Raw genomic sequence first — 16,569 nt, 5'->3', positions numbered from 1 at the left:
GCGACGTGCGGACGCATCTCAGCTGTTCATGATGGCTCCACCGTAACGCCCGGGTGGGTCGGGATGTCAAGTTGGTTTCGCGCTACCGTGACGGCATGTCGCTTATTCGTACCTCGGTCGCCAACGGTGTCGGTGAAGTCATCCTCGATCGCCCCAAGGCGCTCAACGCGCTGGATCAGAGCATGATCGACGACATGCATGCGGTCCTCACCGTCTGGGCCGACGACGACTCGGTCGAGACGGTGCTCGTCACCTCGGCGAGCGACCGCGCATTCTGTGCGGGCGGCGACATCCGTGCGATCCGCGACCACGCCGTCGATGGCGACATCGACGCGATCACCCACTACTTCCACAGCGAGTACCGCCTCGACCAACTCGTCGCCGACTATCCGAAGGCCTATGTCAGCCTCATCGACGGCGCCGCGATGGGCGGTGGACTGGGAATCAGTGTGCACGGCGAGATCCGGGTGGTGACCGAGAAGGCCCTCATCGCGATGCCGGAGACCGCGATCGGCTTCTTCCCGGACATCGGCTCCACGTATTTCCTGCCGCGGCTGCCCGACGGCGTCGGAATGTGGCTGGGGCTCACCGGTGCTCGTATTCGCGGCATCGACGCGGTGGCGGTCGGCCTCGCCACCCATTTCGTCGCGTCCGCGGATCTGCCGGACGTCGCCGACGCGATCCGGTCCGGCGCGCCGCTCGCCGACGCCCTCGCGACGTCGGGAACCGACGAAACCAGCGACGTGCCACTACGCAAGATCGGGGAGTACTTCGCCGACGACAACGTCGTGGCGATCGTCGGCGGCCTGCGCGGCGCGGTCGGCGACGAGTGGGCCGCCGAGATGCTGGCGCTGATCGAGAACGCCTCGCCGACAAGCCTGTTGGTCACCGCAGCGATGGTGAAGGCGGGCGCGCGATCGGGTCTCGACGAATGCTTCGATCGCGAACTCCATGCAGCACAACGGATCACAACCACCAACGACTTCCTCGAAGGGGTCCGGGCGGTACTGGTCGACAAGGATCGCAACCCGCATTTCGACCCCGCCACCATCGAGGCGGTCGACCCGGCCGTCGTGGCCACGATCGTCGGGGACTGAAGTCCGGACGCACCTCACGGACGGATGTCGAACCACCCACTGAACGACACCGTGGCCGGTGGACCCGGCGTCGTCGTCGATGTGGTGGGCGGAAGAGTCGTCCCAGGAGCGGGAGGCGGTGGCGGTGGTGGCGCGCTCGACGACGACTCGTCGGCGTCGTAGGGCACCGCGTCGTCGGGTGCGATGGGGTTCGCGTCGGTGAGCGCGGCGGTCGGGCAGACGAAGGAGCCGGCCGCGCGGTCGTCGGACATCGCGGTGATCGTCAACGCGCACACCGCGGAATGGTGATAAGCGCCTCCCGCCGAGACGCCGACCTGGGCGTTGATCGGCGCGGTGAGCGGTCCGACCTTGGGTCGTACGGTCCCGATGTTCGGGAGGACGCCACCGGTGAGCTCGCCGATGAGAAACTCGAGCTGCGCGCCGTCGGTACCCGCACCCTTGAAGACGAACAGCAGGGAATCCGGCGGCACGTCCGGTTGCGCCGGACCCCATCTGGCGAATTCGTAGCAGGTCGTATTGTCCGGCCCCACCACCGCGACGCGCATGAATCCCTTGCGGAACGCCAGATCGTGTGCGGCGCGGTCGATCCTGCCCTGGGGTGCTTCGGCGAGGCACTGGTCGGTTTCGAGGGTGCGTGAGGTGGCGGGCGTCGTGGGGGCGGCCGTCGACGACGCAGCATCGTCGGTGGTTTCCGCCCCGCAGCCTACGACGCCAAGCGCAACGACAACGCCCAGCGCCGCGAACAACCGCATCCGAGAACGTGCGCTCATATCGGTTGTCCGCTCTCAATCCGCGGTCGCGACAAGGGGTTCCAGCGTGAGATCGGAATGCTCTTTCTCGATGTACTGCAGCCGCCACTTGTCGCTGAACAGCGCGAGGATCGCGCCGTCGGTACGAGTGAACACTTCGACGCCGCGCTGCCGATCGAGTTCGGGTGCGCTCTGCTCGTCGGTCCGTCGGGCCAGGGTGTAGCCGAGCGGGTCGATGACGGTGTCGACGTTGAACTCCGACTTCATCCGTGCGGTGACCACTTCGAACTGCATCGGACCCACCGCCGCGAGCACCGGCGAGGCGTCGCCTCGGGTGTCGTTGCGCAGGACCTGAACCACGCCTTCGCTGTCGAGTTGATCCATCGCCTTGCGGAACTGCTTGTACTTGTCCGCGGTGGTTGCCCGCAGCGACGAGAAGTGTTCGGGTGCAAAGGACGGGATCGGCGGGAACTGCACCCGTGGGCCGTCGAACAGTGTGTCGCCAGGGGCGAGTGCGGTCGCGTTGACCAGTCCCACCACGTCGCCGGGAAATGCCACGTCGACCGTCGAACGGTCCCGACCGAACACCGCCTGGGCGTACTTGGTGGCGAACGGTTTCCCGGTCTGCGCATGGGTGACCACCATGCCGCGCTCGAACTCGCCGGACACAATACGCATGTACGCCAAGCGATCTCGGTGACTCGCGTCCATGCCGGCCTGCACCTTGAACACCACCGCGCTGAACGGGTCGGTGACCTCACGCTCGCCGCCGTCGACGTCCGCGCGACCGGCGGGTGCGGGGGCCAGCTCGACGAGCGTCTCCAGCAGTTGTCGCACACCGAAGTTGAGCATGGCCGACGCGAAGATCATCGGGGACGTCTGCCCGGCGAGGAACATCTCCTGATCGTGATCCTGACCCATCTCGCTGAGCAGTTCGCTCTCCTCGACGGCGGCGATCCAGGCGTCACCTTCGCGTTCGGCCGCGTCGTCGGCAGTCACAAACTCCTCGGGTGCGATCTTGGCGCCGCCCGCGGTGCGGGTGAAATGCACGTACTCGCCGGTGCGACGATCGAGCAGTCCGCGGAAGTCGCCGGCGATGCCGACCGGCACGAACAACGGCGTCGGCGTGAGGCCGATGCGTTCGGAGATCTCGTCGATCAGTTCGAGGGGTGTGCGGCCGGGTCGGTCCCATTTGTTGATGACCGTGACCACCGGGATACCGCGATGCCGGCACACCTGGAACAGCTTCAGCGTCTGCGGTTCGAGACCCTTGGCTGCGTCGATGAGCATCACCGCCGCGTCGACCGCCGTGAGCACCCGGTAGGTGTCCTCGGAGAAGTCGGCGTGGCCGGGGGTGTCGACGAGATTGATGACGTGCGGCAGGTCGGGATTGTCGGGTGAAGTGGTCGGCGAACCCTGCGAGGTGTAGTTGAACTGCAGCGCGGTCGAGCTCACCGAGATGCCGCGAGCCTTCTCCATCTCCATCCAGTCCGAGACGGTCGATTTGCGTCCGGCCTTGCCGTGGATGGCACCGGCTTCGCTGATCATGCGCGCATGCAACGCCAGCGCCTCGGTCATCGTCGACTTACCCGCGTCGGGGTGGGAGATGATCGCGAAGGTCCGGCGGCGTCTCACTTCTTCGGCCACAGAACTCACCTGATGAGGCTACCCGTCGGTCCGACAGTGGCCCAAACCGGCGAGGTTGCCACGACGCTCGGAAACCGAGCGCGGTGGCAACCACTCATGCTGCGGGCCGTTTGAGTGCGTGCCGGACTTCTGCCGCGACCTTCATCGGCCGCAATGTGATGTCGTCCCACGTGAAGTGCAGTGCTCGCCAACCGTTGCCTGTCAGAACGTTGCGTTTGGTGCGATCACGCTGAAACACCTCGGAATCACGGTGGTACGCGAATCCGTCGATTTCGACGATGAGCTCGGACTCTTCGAACACGAAGTCCCACGGGTGACCATGGATCTCGAAGTTGGCGATCCATCCAGTGATGTCCGCGTCGCGAAACACCTCCGCGACGATGCGCTCGGCCTCGCTACGTGTTCCGTTTCGCATCGCGGCGAGGGTCTGCCGTGCCCACGGCGCACCGCGTCGTCGTGGATATCGCGCATGGGCCGCGTCGAGCTGGTCAAGTGTCACCCGCTTGCGCAACAGTGCGTTGTCGAGCACACGCACGCCCTGAACGGCGGCGGCCTCGAGCGCGGTCAGGGCCGGCGCTGTGACGCGCAGGCCGTCTACGACGACGACGTCGCACTCGTGAAGCCGTCGGCAATGGATGTCGATGTCGCTGCCGACGGTTCGATGGCGTCCTTTCGCCGGCGTCGTCACACTGAGCATGGCCGGCAGCCTGTCGATCAGGCCCAGCCACCATGCGGCGGAGACCCCGCTCAGCGCTGCGACTTTTCCCGCCGACGCCACCGCCGCGCGAACGCGCGTCCGGTCGGTCTCCGGGTGTGCCGCCGACCGGTAGACCCCCAACACAACTCGTACCCACTCACCGCGGGCGACGCGACGATTCGCTGGTGCCGAGCTCATGCCGCAGGCGCGGGCCTCGGCTATGGTGATGATGCCGTCGTGCGCTGCCAAGAAAGTGCGTATGTCCACATGAGATCAGACGCTCTGCACCGCCCGGCGGATCCCCCGGATCGAAAGTGGTTGCCACGACGCTCGGAAACCGAGCGCCTTGGCAACCGGAACTCACTCGAACGGCACCGGCGGCATCTTGACGACCTGCGCCGCGTAGGAGAGTCCGGCTCCATAGCCGAGCAGCAGTGCGGTGTCGCCGGGCTTGGCGCGCCCGGTGGAGAGCAGGTCTTCCATGGCGAGCGGGATCGAGGCGGCCGACGTGTTGCCGGTGTGCTTGATGTCGTCGGCGACGACAGCGTCCTCGCGGAGCTTGAGGGTCTTGGCGAGCAGGTCGTTGATACGCGAATTCGCCTGGTGTGGAACAAAGACGTCGAGGTCCTCGGCGCCGACCTTCGCGGCGTCGAGGGCCTTCTGACCGGCCTTGCCCATTTCGAACGCAGCCCAACGGAACACCGCGGTGCCCTCGAGACGCAGGTAGGGGCGCTGCACACGGTCGCCGTCGAGGAAGGTGATCCAGTCGATGTCCTGGGCGATCGCCTTGAACTGGGTGCCGTCGGAGCCCCACACCACCGGTCCGAGTTGCTGGTCCTCGGTCGGTCCGACGACAACAGCGCCGGCACCGTCACCGAAGATGAAGCAATTGGTGCGATCGGTCATGTCCATGGTGACCGACAGTTGCTCGGCGCCGATGACGAGTACGTGCGTCGCGCTGCCGCCGCGGACCATGTCCGACGCGATCGCCATGGCGTAGCCGAAGCCCGCGCAGCCGACGGTGACGTCGAAGGCCGGGACACCGTTCGCGCCGAGTTCGGTGGCGACCTTGACCGCACCCGCCGGGGTCAGGAGCAGGTGCGTATTGGTGGCCAGGATGACGGCGTCGATGTCGGACCCGGACAGCAGTGCGTTCGCGATCGCCTTGCGGCCCGCGTTGACCGCCATCTCCATCACCGTCTCGTCACGTCGGGCGAAGCGTCGGGTCTTGATGCCGGTGCGGGTGTAGATCCACTCGTCGGAGGAGTCGATGTTCTCGCAGATCTCGTCGTTGGTGACCACACGCTCCGGGCGGTACGTACCGATGCTGAGCATCCCGATGTTGTTGGTCCCCGTCTGTTCTGCGAGCACAGTCATGTCGATCCTTCCGTTATGTGACCCGCCATAGACCGTACTCATGTGCTGCGCTACTGGGAAGTAGGGGCCGACACGGTTGGCCTGCGGACCGCAGCTGTCCGCGATCCGGTGAATTCTGTCGGTGAACGAAGTCAGAATCGTCGGGCCGCAAAAGACACAACGAGGGGAGCGACATGATCCACGCGAGAGGTCTGGTGCAGACATTCAGCACCGGGCGGGGAAAGCAGAAACGTGAGGTGCGGGCCGTCGACGGCGTCGACCTCGACATCGCCGAGGGTGAGGTGGTGGGGTTCCTCGGACCCAACGGCGCCGGAAAGACCACCACGTTGCGCATGCTGACGACGCTGCTGCGGCCCACCGCCGGCACCGCGACCGTCAACGGGTTCGACGTCGTCAAGGACGCCGTGATGGTGCGCCGCAGCATCGGATACGTGTCGCAGGCGGGTGGGACGTTCAGTCAGGCGCAGGCCGGCGACGAGGTGGTCGACCACGGGATGCTCTACGGACTCTCCCGCGCGGAGGCAACCCGACGCGGCAAGGCGCTCTTCGACGAACTGCAGCTCGACGGCCTGTGGGAGCGGATGCCGAAGAACATGTCCGGCGGCCAGAAACGACGCCTCGACATCGTGATGGGCCTCGTCCACGAACCGACACTGGTGTTTCTCGATGAGCCGACCACCGGCCTCGACCCGCAGGCCCGCGCCAACCTGTGGGAACACATCCGACGGTTGCGCACCGAACGCGGCGCGACAGTGTTCCTGACCACCCACTACCTCGACGAGGCCGACGAACTCTCGGACCGGATCATCGTCATCGACAACGGTCAGATCGTCGCCGCCGACACCGCCGACAACCTCAAAGCCCAGGTGTCCGGCGATCTCGTCGACCTCGAGGTGTCCGACGACGCGCTCGTGGCGGTATCGGCGGAGAAGCTGGCGTCGATCGCGTCGTCGGTCGACACCGACGGTCGTCACGTCCGTGGTCGCGTGCAGCGGGCCGGACGTGCGGTGCCCGGACTGCTCCGCGATCTCGAATCCGCCGGCGTCGCACTGGATTCCATCGAGGTGATCCGACCCACCCTCGACGATGTCTTCCTCACCCTCACCGGCCGATCGCTGCGCGACGCCGAATCAGAAAAGCCCGCAGACGAGCCAACCCCGGCAGGAGCCCAACAATGACCACCTCCACGAAATCACCGGAATCCGCGGCAGCCCATCCGGTCAAGACACTGCCCAAGGGCAACTTCTTCCGGGAGAGCTACATCGTCTTCCATCGGCAGATCCGGATGAACCTGCGCAACCCGGCGTGGGTGCTGATCGGGGTCCTGCAGCCGGTTCTGTACCTGGTGTTGTTCGGGCCGTTGCTCAAGCCGATCGTGTCGTCATTTCCGGGTGGGGACGAGAATGCCTACACCTTCTTGGTTCCAGGTCTGCTCGTCCAGCTTGGGTTCTTCGGAGCGATGTTCGCCGGATTCAGCCTGATCGGGGAGTGGCGCGAAGGGGTCATCGAAGCAGAACGCGTGACCCCCGCAAGTCGTACCGCGCTACTGGTCGGCCGACTCATGCGCGACGTGCTGCAGTTGCTCGTGCAGTCGGTGATCCTTGTCGTGCTCGGTTTCGCCATGGGGATGCGTGGGTCGTTCCTGGGCATCATCGTCGGCATCGTGATCACCCTGCTCGTCGGCGGCGCCTGCGCGGCGGCGTCGAACGCGTTGGCTCTGACCACCAAGAGCGAAGACGTGATGGCACCCGTGGTCAACATGGTGATGATGCCGGTGCTGCTGCTCTCCGGCATCCTGCTGCCGATGACCCTCGGACCCACCTGGCTGCAGAAGCTGAGCGACTTCATGCCGTTCAAGTGGATCGTCGACGCGGTGCGTTCCGCATTCGGCGGCGACATCGCGACCGCGCAGGTGGCCTACGGTCTCATCGCGTCGATCGTGCTGGCCGCCCTCGGAACCTGGTGGGGCACATCGGTGTTCCGCAAGGAGAACGCCTGATTATTCCCGCTCACCCCATTCGTTCCCGCCTACTGGATCCAATAAGCGGCAACGAACTGGGTGAGCGGGAACTCAGTCGAGGTCGTCGAAGCTGGTCACCTCTGGTGCCGGGGGTAGCGTCACGGTGTCACCCCAGGTCGTCGAAGCTGGTCACCTCTGGTGCCGGGGGTAGCGTCACGACAGCTCCCGCGTACGACAGCCCCGCACCGAACCCGAGCAGCAACGCGGTCTGCCCGCCCTTCGCCTTACCGGTCGCGAGCATTTCTTCCATCGCCAGCGGGATCGACGCGGCCGACGTGTTGCCGGTGTTCTCGATGTCGTTGGCCATCGGGATGTCGTCGGCGAGCCCGAGATTCTGCTTCATCAGCTCGTTGATCCGGGCGTTGGCCTGGTGCGGTACAAACACTTCGATGTCGTTGACCGCGACGCCCGCGGTGTCGAGCACCGACGACAACGCCTTGGGCAAAGTGATTGCCGCCCAACGGAACACCCGTGGTCCCTGCATGGTGACCACCATCCGGCCGACGGGATCGGTTGCGGGGTCCTTGTGCTGATACTCCTGCGCGCGATCCATGTACTCGGGGATGTCGTAGTTCTGGCCGATGGCCTCGGCGTTCTCGCCGTCGGATCCCCACACCGTGGGGGAGATGCCGTTCTCCTCGCTCGGCCCGACGACGACCGCGCCCGCACCGTCGCCGAAGATGAATGCGGTGTTGCGGTCGGTGGGTTCCATCACCACAGACATCGTCTCCACCCCGACGACGAGCACGTACTGCGCCGAACCTGCGCGGACGGTGTCCGCGGCGATCCCCAGCCCGTAGCCGAAGCCGCCGCACCCGGCCGCGACGTCGTAGGCGGGAATGCCGTTGAGCCCGATGTCGTAGGCGATGATCGGCCCGCCGTGCGGGATCTTGGTCTTCCAGCTGTTGGTGGCGAGGATCAGCGCACCGATCTTCTCCTTGTCGATGCCGGAGTTGGCGATCGCCCGTTCGGCGGCAGTAGCGGCCATCGACCGTGCCGACTCGTCGCCGGAGATCCAGCGGCGATTGCGGATGCCGCTGCGCTCGAAGATCCACTCGTCGGTGGAGTCGAGCACCTTGCACACCTCGTGGTTGCTCACCAGCCGACTCGGTCGGCAGGCGCCGATGCCCAGCATCGCCACATTCTGATGTCCGGTGTTCGCCGCGATTTTCGCCACAGTCATCCGCCCCTTTGCAGAATTGTTCCCCGCGATTCTATTCCGTCCACGACGCGGCGTGAGTGAGCCCATGGTCCCGCGTGCGTCGCGTCACATCGCAGCGAACTGGGTCAAAGGACCAGATCAGCGACCCGCCCGCCGACATCGTCGGCGATCGTGGAGGCGGGAAGAGCGCCGTGGAGCGCGACGCGGCGACGATGATCCACGAAAAATAGGGGAAGAAACTCGTCCCCTACCCCTGGAGTCCTCCCCGCGAATTTTCTCGCGGACGACTCAACAAGCAGGGGCAGAAAGTAGGGGAAGAACCTTCCCCTACTTTCAGTGGTCCGGTGGCTCGCTGACGTGGCCCGTTCACCTGCCCTTCGAGGCATCATCCAACTCAACTCGAATTCGCGCAGCTCGACGCGGGATGAGGCCACACCCTGTGCCGAGTCGGCTCATCTGTGTGCTGCACCACACAGATTCTCCACCAGGACACAGAGTGTCCGGAGCACCTCCCCGGGCAGGCCGCGTTTCACCAGGTCAGAGAGTTAGTCACCGAACTCTTCGGATCGGCTTCACTCCGTCGGCGTGCCGACGGTCATGGAGGCGGGCAGAACTGGGGACGCCACGCGCGCGGCATGGATTCTCTGCGAGACCGGTACTCGCCACAACCGGTGCCGAGTTGGAGAATGCGAGTGCTGTAGCACTCGCATTCTCCAACTCAACTCGCGATCTCTCAGGTCGACGCCGGACGTGGCTTCACAGCGGCCAGATCAGCGGGATCAGGACGGTCGAGATCGCCAGCCAGCACACCATGATGACCGCGCCGAGCCGCCAGTAGTCGCCGAAGCGGTAGCCGCCGGGGTTCATCACGATCATGTTGGCGGGCGTGCCGATGGGGGTGAGGAATGCGGCCGCGGCGGCGACACAGACCAGCATCAGCACCGGGCGTGGGTCGACGCCCACATCGGTGGCCGCCGACACCGCGATCGGAATCACGATCAGCACCGTCGCCGCATTCGAGATGAACTGGCCCAACGCGGCAGTGAGGACGAACAGCGTCAGCAGCAGGACGTAGGGGCTGTGGTCGGCGACCAGGTCGACGATCGGCTTCGCCACCATGTCGGCGCCACCGCTGTCGGATACCGCCGTCGACATCGGAATGAGGGCGGCGATCAGCACCAGCGTCGGCCAGGAGATCGCCCGGTAGGCGTGTTCGGAGGTGAGCACCCGCGAGAGCACCATGGCCACCGCCGCGAGGAGTCCCGCGACGACCGGCGGCACCACCCCGGTCGCGAGCAGCACGATCATCGCGACCAGGATGACGGCCGCCCGCGGTGCGGTTCGACCCAGGCCGGCCGCCTGCCGTCGTACCTGCTCGGAGGATTCGACCACCAGCACTCGACGGTCGTCGGCGAGCGCGTCGATCGCCGTCCACGGCCCGTGGACCAGCATGGTGTCGCCCTCGGTGAGTTCGACGACGCGGGCCCCGACATCCTTGTTGCGTCGTCGGATCGACAGCACGAGCAGACCGTCGTCGGGCCGCACCATGCCCGGAAATGCTTGCGTGCCGATCCATTCCGACCGCGGCGGCACCACCACCTCGCTGATCCCGACGTCGCGGCCCAGCAACCGTCCGCCACCGCGACGCCCGGCAACGTCCTCGATGGTCAGTGATGCCTCGCGGGCCAGCGATTCGACAATCGCGCCCGGCCCGGACACCACGATCACGTCACCATCACCGAGTTCCGCGACGTCGTCGGCCACGCGCGGCCCCTGCTCGGTGGCGATCAGGGTGAGCGCTGCGTCGCCGACCACCTGCCGGGTGCTCCGACCGACGGATGCCGACCCGGCCTCCACGCGCAGCCGGTAGACGAGTTGGTCGAGTCCGTAGTGGTCGACGATGGTGCCGACGTAGTTGCGGAAATCGGCGGGCAACGACGTCGACTCGCGCACCGGCAACAAGCGGTGGCCCAGCACGACGGTCACCAGGACGGTCACCACCAGCAGCGGCGCACCGATCAGCGCGAACTCGAAGAAGCCGAATCCGTTTCCGGTGTAGTCACCCGCGGCCTCGTCGATGATCACGTTGACCGGGCTGCCGGACAGGGTGAGCAGCGCTCCGGCGCTCGCTGCGTAGGCGAGCGGGATCAGGACGCGCGACGGCGACATGCTCGCGTGTCGGGCGATCGCGGCGGTCACCGGCACCAGTGCGGCTGCTGCACCGTTCACGGTGATCAGGGCACTGAGGATGGCGCCGAGCAGCATGATCGAGCCGATGACCCGGGCCCGTGAGGTTCCGGCGGCGCGACTCATCAGACCACCCACCCAGCCGGTGATGCCAGATGCCTCGAGTCCTTCGCTGACCACGAACAGTGCCGCGATGAACGCGATCACCGACGCGCCGAGGCCACTGGTGAGGGTGTCGACGTCGATGAGGTCGAAGAAATACAGCGCGAGCGCGGAACTGATCGCCACGATGCCGACGGGCAGCCGGTTCCAGATGAACAGGGCAACAGTCACCCCGAGGATGACGAGGCTGAGCGTCGCATCGGACACCACCCAATCGTGGCATCGAGCTCAGCGCTTCGCAGGGAGAGGGCAGAACCCACTCACCATGCGTGGACGGTGTTCTGGGCGGCCTCGAGGCCACTGTCGATCAGCAACTCCACGGCGTCGCAGCCGTTGGTGATCAACAGTTCGACGTCGGCGCGGGCTGCCGACGGAAAGGGTTTCAGCACGAAGTCGGCGGGATCCTGTCGGCCCGGCGGTCGCCCGATGCCGAGCCGGACGCGGAGATAGTCACGCGTGCCGACGGCTTGACTGATGGATCGCAGACCATTGTGGCCGCCTTCACCACCGCCGCGCTTGAGCCGTACAGCCCCGAAGTCGATGTCGAGTTCGTCGTGCACGACGATCAGATCCTCGGGCGCCACCGAATAGAAGCTCGCCAGCGGACCGATCTGGCGTCCCGCGGTGTTCATGTAGGTGCGGGGTTTGGCGATGAGTACGGCCTGTCCGGCGAGGGTGGTCGAGGCGACGTCGGCGCCGGAGCGCTTGTGCACCTTCCACCGCTCGCCGGCCGAGGCGACGAGGGCGTCGGCGACCATTGCGCCGACGTTGTGCCTCGTCTTCTCGTACTTGGGACCGGGATTACCCAGTCCGACAATGAGTTTCACTGCTTGGGATTTTCACCACTCAGGGAGCAGCGGTCGGGTTACTCCGACTCTTCGGTCTCGTCGCTCTCGGTGGGCACCTCGGCGCCGGCCTCCACGGCCTCTTCCTCGAGATCGGCAGCGGTCGGGGCCTCGTTGACCGCGACGATGAGGGTCTCGGGGTCCGACACCAGTGCAACGCCCTCGGGCAGGTCCAGATCCGACGCGTGGAAGCTGGTGCCGGCCTCGACATCTTCGACGCTGACGGTGATCTGCTCCGGGATCGACAGCGCGTCGGCCTCGATCTCGACGGTGTTGGCGTCCTGGACGACGAGGGTGCCGCTGGCGGCGTCGCCCTCGACCACGATGGTCACCTCGACGGTGACCTTCTCGCCACGACGGATCACGAGCAGGTCGACATGCTCGATGTAGCTGCGGATCGGGTGAACGTCGATCTGCTTGGTCAGGGCGAGCTGGCTGGTGCCCTCGATGTCGAGGTCGATGATCGCGTTGGTGCCGTTGGCACGCAGGATCGTGGCCAGTTCACGCGACGGCAGGTTCAGGTGCTGCGGGTCGGTGCCGTGTCCGTACAGCACGGCCGGGACCAGGCCGTCGCGGCGTGCGCGGCGGGCGGCGCCCTTGCCCTTCTCGGTGCGGGTGGTTACCGCGAGCTTGGCGGTGTCGTTGGCCATGATGATCTCCTCGTGATCGATATCGGCGGTGGGTCGGTCACGACGAGCGGACACAACCAGCTTCACGCCATCGGGTTCAGACGCCCGAGAGGAGAACTGCGATGGTCGCGCCGATAACGGTGACCCAGGACTTTCACCCAGTCACCCTCGCCGAGACAACGGCAATCAGAATAGTCGACGGGGACGGTCGATGTCACATCGCTGCATGTCGGGTTCCCAGACCTTCCGTTGGCGCTGCGACAACCGGCATACTCGCCGGCATGACATCTCAGACCCCGATCGACATCACGACCGCTCTGCTCGATGGACTCGCCCGCGACGACATCGACGCCGCTCTGGGCGTCGTCGACGACGACATCGACTACACCAACGTCTCGATGCCGACGGTGCGCGGCAAGAAGAGGGTCGGCAAGATCTTTGCGCCGATGGCGCGCAACAGTCGGGTCGGTTTCAACTACCGCATGGTGAACGTGAGCGCCGACGGTCCGGTGGTGCTGACCGAACGGGTCGACGAGATCCGGATCGGCCGCGTCCACCTACAGTTCTGGGTGTGCGGGCGCTTCGAGGTCCGGGAGGGCCGGATCGTGGTGTGGCGCGACTACTTCGACTATCTCGACTTCACCAAGGCCATCGTCCGGGGTCTCGTCGGCGCCGTGATTCCCGCCGTCGTGCGTCCATTGCCGGTCCGCCGGCAGGTTGGCGGTGTTCAGTCGATCGGATGACGTCGGCGAGTATCGGAATCGGGTGATTTCCCATATGATTTCGCCCCATGAGCTACCAGCAGCCGGTTTACGGTGCACCCCCGAGCGGCGCCTACTACATCAACGTCCTGGGCCAGGAGCAAGGTCCTCTCGACGTCGGACAGCTTCACCAGATGGCCCTGGCCGGCCAACTGAAGAGTTCGACCATCGTCCGCTCCGCGGACAACCCGAATCAGTTCCCCGCAGGCCAGATCCCGGGTCTGTTCTCCGACAAGTCCAAGATGATCGCGGGCCTGCTCGAGATCTTCCTGGGTAGCTTCGGCGTCGGCCGGTTCTACCTCGGGTACACCGGCCTCGGCATCGCCCAGATCGCCGTTGTCTGGCTGACCTGTGGCCTCGGTGCCATCTGGCCGCTCATCGACGGCATCATGATGCTGCTCGGCAAGGTGCCGGACTCCGACAACCGACCGCTGATCGACTGACCCTCGTCGAAGACCTCGAGGCCGGATGGTTCACCGAACCATCCGGCCTCACTTATATTGAGGCTCAGATGATTTCGTCGAGCTTCTCGATCGGACGCGCGAGCCGGGTGCCGTTGTCGGTCACCACGAAGGGCCGCTCCACCAGAATCGGGTGCTCGACCATCTCGGCGAGGAGTTGCGCGTCGGTGGCCGAGTCGAGTTCGAGTTCTTTGTAGAGCGCCTCGCGTTTGCGTGCTGCTTGGGCAACGGTGAGTCCGGCGTCGGCGATGAGACGTTCGAGCTGGGCCCGGGTGTAGGGCTTCTCGAGATACTTGACGATCGTCGGTTCGATCCCGGCGTCGAGCAGCTTCTGCAGTGCCTTGCGTGAGGTCGAGCACTTCGGGTTGTGATAGATCGTCGCGTTCACCCGGACAGCTTAATGCGTGGCGGGGCGTCGTACGGGCAGCGTGATGGTCAGCAGGGCGGCGGCCACGCAACACAGCGCACCCACCGCGATCGGCGTGCTCGGGCCACCGCGGTCGATGGCGATGGCACCCACGAGCGCCCCGATCGCGATCGACGAGTTGAAGGTGGTGGCGTACAGGGTTGTCGCAGCTTCGCGGGCCTGCGGTGCGGCGCGGAAGACGGTGGTCTGCAAGCCGACCGGGATTGCCGCGTACGCCGCGGCCCACGCCAGCAGCATGACGATGGCGATCGCGGCGATCGGGGCGGTGATCAACACCAGGGCCAGTGCCCCGGCCAGCGACCCGACAAGTCCGGTCAGCGCCCAGCGCAACGACGTCGCGCGGGTCATGAAGGCGCCGGCCGCGAAGTTGCCCGCCACCCCGGCGGCACCCATCGCGAGGAGTACGGCGCTGACCAGATCGTCGTCGATGCCGATGCTGTCGACGATGAACGGTGTGACATACGTGTATGCCGCGTAGGCGCCGATGATCACCAGAGCTGTCACACCCAGCGTCGACGCGAGTACACGATTGCGCAGCACCGCGGGCAGTTTGCGCAGCGAGACGCTCCCGACCGGCGCGGTGGGACGCATGAACACCGCGAGCGCGACGAAGGCGATCGCGCTGAGCCCGGCCAGACCCCAATACGCCGCCCGCCACCCCAACGACTGCCCGACGAAAGTGCCCAGCGGCATCCCGGCGACCGATGCGATCGACACACCGGAGAACGCGATGGTGGTCGCACGAACCGATGCCGATGCAGGGACCAGCAGGACGGCGGTCGCAGCGACGATCGCCCACATCAAGCCGAGCGCACACCCGATGACCGCGCGCACCGCGACGAGCAGCACGTAGTTGCCGGCAAGTGCGGTGAGCGCGTTTCCGACCGCGAACATCGCGAGGACGGTCAGAAGGATGACTCGGCGGTCGAGCCGACGGGTCGCGGTGGCCAGTGTCGGCGAGGCGATCGCGGCGACGGCCGCGAAGAACGTCACGGTGAGCCCGATCATGCCCTCCGACACGTCGAGGTCGTCGGCCATCGGTGCGAGCAGCCCGATCGGCATGATCTCGGTGGTGGTGATCGTGAAGACCCCGAGCCCGAGTGTTGCGACCGCGGCCCAGTCGCGCCAGGTGGCCGGTGTCCCCATGCGACCCATTCTCATCCGCCGGCACTCAACGCGCTGATCGAGCGGGTGCCAGGTCCACCTTCACGCCGATCGAGCCCCTACCGCTGATCGAGCCGGGACCGAGCCGCTAAGCGAGGACCCGTGTCGAGATCACGTCGGCGCGCCAGTGGTCTCGACACGCCGCCTCGCCCTAGGGGCTCGGTTGCGGCTCGACCAGCGCGGGTTGTGCCAGATGGTGGTGGGCCCTACGCGACGCCGTCGAAAAGGCTTGTCACCGAACCGTTCTCGAAGACCTCGCGGATGGTCTGGCCGAGCAGCGGCGCGATCGACAGAACGGTGAGGTTGTCGAAGCGCTTCTCCGGGGGAATCGGGAGAGTGTCGGTCGCGATGACCTCGGTTGCGCCGCAGTTGGCGAGCCGCTCAGGTGCCGGATCGGAGAAGACGGCGTGGGTGGTGGCGATGATGACATCACCGGCGCCGGCGTCCTTGAGCTTGCTGACCGCGCCCGCGATGGTGCCGCCGGTGTCGATCATGTCGTCGATGAGGACGCAGGTGCGGCCTTCGACCTCGCCGACGACGCGGTGGGCGACCACCTGGTTGGCGACCATCGGGTCGCGCGTCTTGTGAATGAAGGCGACCGGGGCTCCGCCGAGTGCGTCGGCCCACTTCTCGGCCACACGCACACGGCCCGAGTCGGGGGAGACGATCGCGATGTTGTCGGTGCCGTACTTGTCGCGCACGTAGTCCGACAGCTGGCCGAGCGCGTGCATGTGATCGACCGGGCCGTCGAAGAAGCCCTGGATCTGGTCGGTGTGCAGGTCGACGGTGATGATGCGGTCGGCGCCGGCGGTCTTGAGCAGATCGGCGATGAGGCGAGCCGAGATCGGTTCGCGGCCGCGGTGCTTCTTGTCCTGGCGGGCGTACGGGTAGAACGGCAGGATCACGCTGATGCGCTTGGCCGATCCGCGCTTGAGCGCGTCGATCATGATCAGCGCTTCCATCACCCATTGGTTGAGCGGGAACGGGCAGCTCTGCAGCACAAAGGCATCCGAACCGCGCACGGACTCCTCGAACCGCACGAACAGCTCGCCGTTGGCGAAGTCACGCGCGGTCTGCGGGGTGACCTTGATGCCCAGTTCGTCGGCGACGGTTTCGGCCAGTTCGGGATGGGCGCGACCAGAGAACAGCATGAGGTTCTTCTGGTTGTCGGTGGTCCAGGTCAT

General features: G+C 66.1%; 16 protein-coding genes. 5 read left to right on the top strand and 11 right to left on the bottom strand.

What is annotated here, in order from left to right:
* Positions 1-95 precede the first annotated feature (95 nt).
* Positions 96-1,097, top strand: a complete 1,002-nt coding sequence (locus ABZW74_RS11550; protein ID WP_240856479.1) for an enoyl-CoA hydratase/isomerase family protein — start codon at positions 96-98, stop codon at positions 1,095-1,097.
* 14 nt (positions 1,098-1,111) lie between these two features.
* Here ABZW74_RS11550 and ABZW74_RS11545 read toward each other — a convergent pair whose 3' ends face one another.
* The 4 genes from ABZW74_RS11545 to ABZW74_RS11530 all read right to left on the bottom strand — a co-directional run bounded on the left by ABZW74_RS11545 (position 1,112) and on the right by ABZW74_RS11530 (position 5,567).
* Positions 1,112-1,867, bottom strand: coding sequence for a hypothetical protein (locus ABZW74_RS11545; protein WP_355276300.1), 756 nt, complete (start codon positions 1,865-1,867; stop codon positions 1,112-1,114).
* A gap of 15 nt (positions 1,868-1,882) precedes the next feature.
* Positions 1,883-3,502, bottom strand: a complete 1,620-nt coding sequence (locus ABZW74_RS11540) for a peptide chain release factor 3 (RefSeq protein WP_240856481.1) — start codon at positions 3,500-3,502, stop codon at positions 1,883-1,885.
* Between the two features lie 85 nt (positions 3,503-3,587).
* Positions 3,588-4,439, bottom strand: a complete 852-nt coding sequence (locus ABZW74_RS11535; protein ID WP_355276298.1) for a DUF559 domain-containing protein — start codon at positions 4,437-4,439, stop codon at positions 3,588-3,590.
* A 111-nt stretch (positions 4,440-4,550) separates the two neighbouring features.
* Entirely contained in the window at positions 4,551-5,567 is a 1,017-nt protein-coding gene (locus ABZW74_RS11530; RefSeq protein WP_240856483.1) for a beta-ketoacyl-ACP synthase III, read from the bottom strand.
* A gap of 173 nt (positions 5,568-5,740) precedes the next feature.
* On the opposite strand from ABZW74_RS11530, the gene ABZW74_RS11525 reads away from it, so the two are divergent.
* Positions 5,741-6,745 carry an ATP-binding cassette domain-containing protein gene (locus ABZW74_RS11525; protein WP_240856484.1) on the top strand — a complete coding sequence of 335 codons (1,005 nt, stop codon included), beginning with the start codon at positions 5,741-5,743 and terminating at the stop codon, positions 6,743-6,745.
* Entirely contained in the window at positions 6,742-7,566 is an 825-nt protein-coding gene (locus ABZW74_RS11520; protein WP_276614618.1) for an ABC transporter permease, read from the top strand. The genes ABZW74_RS11525 and ABZW74_RS11520 overlap by 4 nt, the downstream gene beginning before the upstream one ends.
* Positions 7,567-7,693: 127 nt before the next feature.
* Here ABZW74_RS11520 and ABZW74_RS11515 read toward each other — a convergent pair whose 3' ends face one another.
* The 4 genes from ABZW74_RS11515 to ABZW74_RS11500 all read right to left on the bottom strand — a co-directional run bounded on the left by ABZW74_RS11515 (position 7,694) and on the right by ABZW74_RS11500 (position 12,593).
* On the bottom strand, positions 7,694-8,764 hold the full coding sequence (locus ABZW74_RS11515; protein WP_240856541.1) for a beta-ketoacyl-ACP synthase 3: 1,071 nt from the start codon (positions 8,762-8,764) through the stop codon (positions 7,694-7,696).
* A gap of 741 nt (positions 8,765-9,505) precedes the next feature.
* Positions 9,506-11,305, bottom strand: a complete 1,800-nt coding sequence (locus tag ABZW74_RS11510; RefSeq protein WP_355276295.1) for an SLC13 family permease — start codon at positions 11,303-11,305, stop codon at positions 9,506-9,508.
* A gap of 53 nt (positions 11,306-11,358) precedes the next feature.
* Positions 11,359-11,925 (bottom strand): aminoacyl-tRNA hydrolase, encoded by a 567-nt coding sequence (gene pth / locus ABZW74_RS11505; RefSeq protein ID WP_355276293.1) that lies wholly within the window; start codon positions 11,923-11,925, stop codon positions 11,359-11,361.
* Positions 11,926-11,963: 38 nt separating this feature from the next.
* The gene (locus tag ABZW74_RS11500) at positions 11,964-12,593 is read right to left on the bottom strand and encodes a 50S ribosomal protein L25/general stress protein Ctc (RefSeq protein WP_240856487.1); all 630 of its coding nucleotides are present in this window, start codon (positions 12,591-12,593) and stop codon (positions 11,964-11,966) included.
* A 260-nt stretch (positions 12,594-12,853) separates the two neighbouring features.
* Here ABZW74_RS11500 and ABZW74_RS11495 point away from each other — a divergent pair, with 260 nt between their 5' ends.
* Complete coding sequence (locus tag ABZW74_RS11495; protein WP_240856488.1) at positions 12,854-13,315, top strand: limonene-1,2-epoxide hydrolase family protein; 462 nt, start codon at positions 12,854-12,856, stop codon at positions 13,313-13,315.
* 47 nt (positions 13,316-13,362) lie between these two features.
* A complete protein-coding gene (locus tag ABZW74_RS11490; protein WP_240856489.1) occupies positions 13,363-13,776 on the top strand; it encodes an NINE protein in 414 nt (137 codons plus the stop codon).
* Between the two features lie 64 nt (positions 13,777-13,840).
* On the opposite strand, the gene arsC is transcribed toward ABZW74_RS11490, so the two are convergent.
* The 3 genes from arsC to ABZW74_RS11475 form a co-directional block, all read right to left on the bottom strand.
* Positions 13,841-14,182, bottom strand: coding sequence for an arsenate reductase (glutaredoxin) (arsC, locus tag ABZW74_RS11485; RefSeq protein ID WP_355276290.1), 342 nt, complete (start codon positions 14,180-14,182; stop codon positions 13,841-13,843).
* 9 nt (positions 14,183-14,191) lie between these two features.
* Positions 14,192-15,367, bottom strand: a complete 1,176-nt coding sequence (locus ABZW74_RS11480; RefSeq protein ID WP_355276288.1) for an MFS transporter — start codon at positions 15,365-15,367, stop codon at positions 14,192-14,194.
* Between the two features lie 224 nt (positions 15,368-15,591).
* Positions 15,592-16,569 carry a ribose-phosphate diphosphokinase gene (locus ABZW74_RS11475; RefSeq protein ID WP_240856492.1) on the bottom strand — a complete coding sequence of 326 codons (978 nt, stop codon included), beginning with the start codon at positions 16,567-16,569 and terminating at the stop codon, positions 15,592-15,594.

It is taken from the genome of Gordonia sp. NPDC003585 (assembly GCF_040610755.1).
Classification (GTDB): Bacteria; Actinomycetota; Actinomycetes; order Mycobacteriales; family Mycobacteriaceae; genus Gordonia.
The sequence above is the reverse complement of the archived record's forward strand: the minus strand, read 5'-3'. Positions and strand labels throughout refer to the sequence as shown.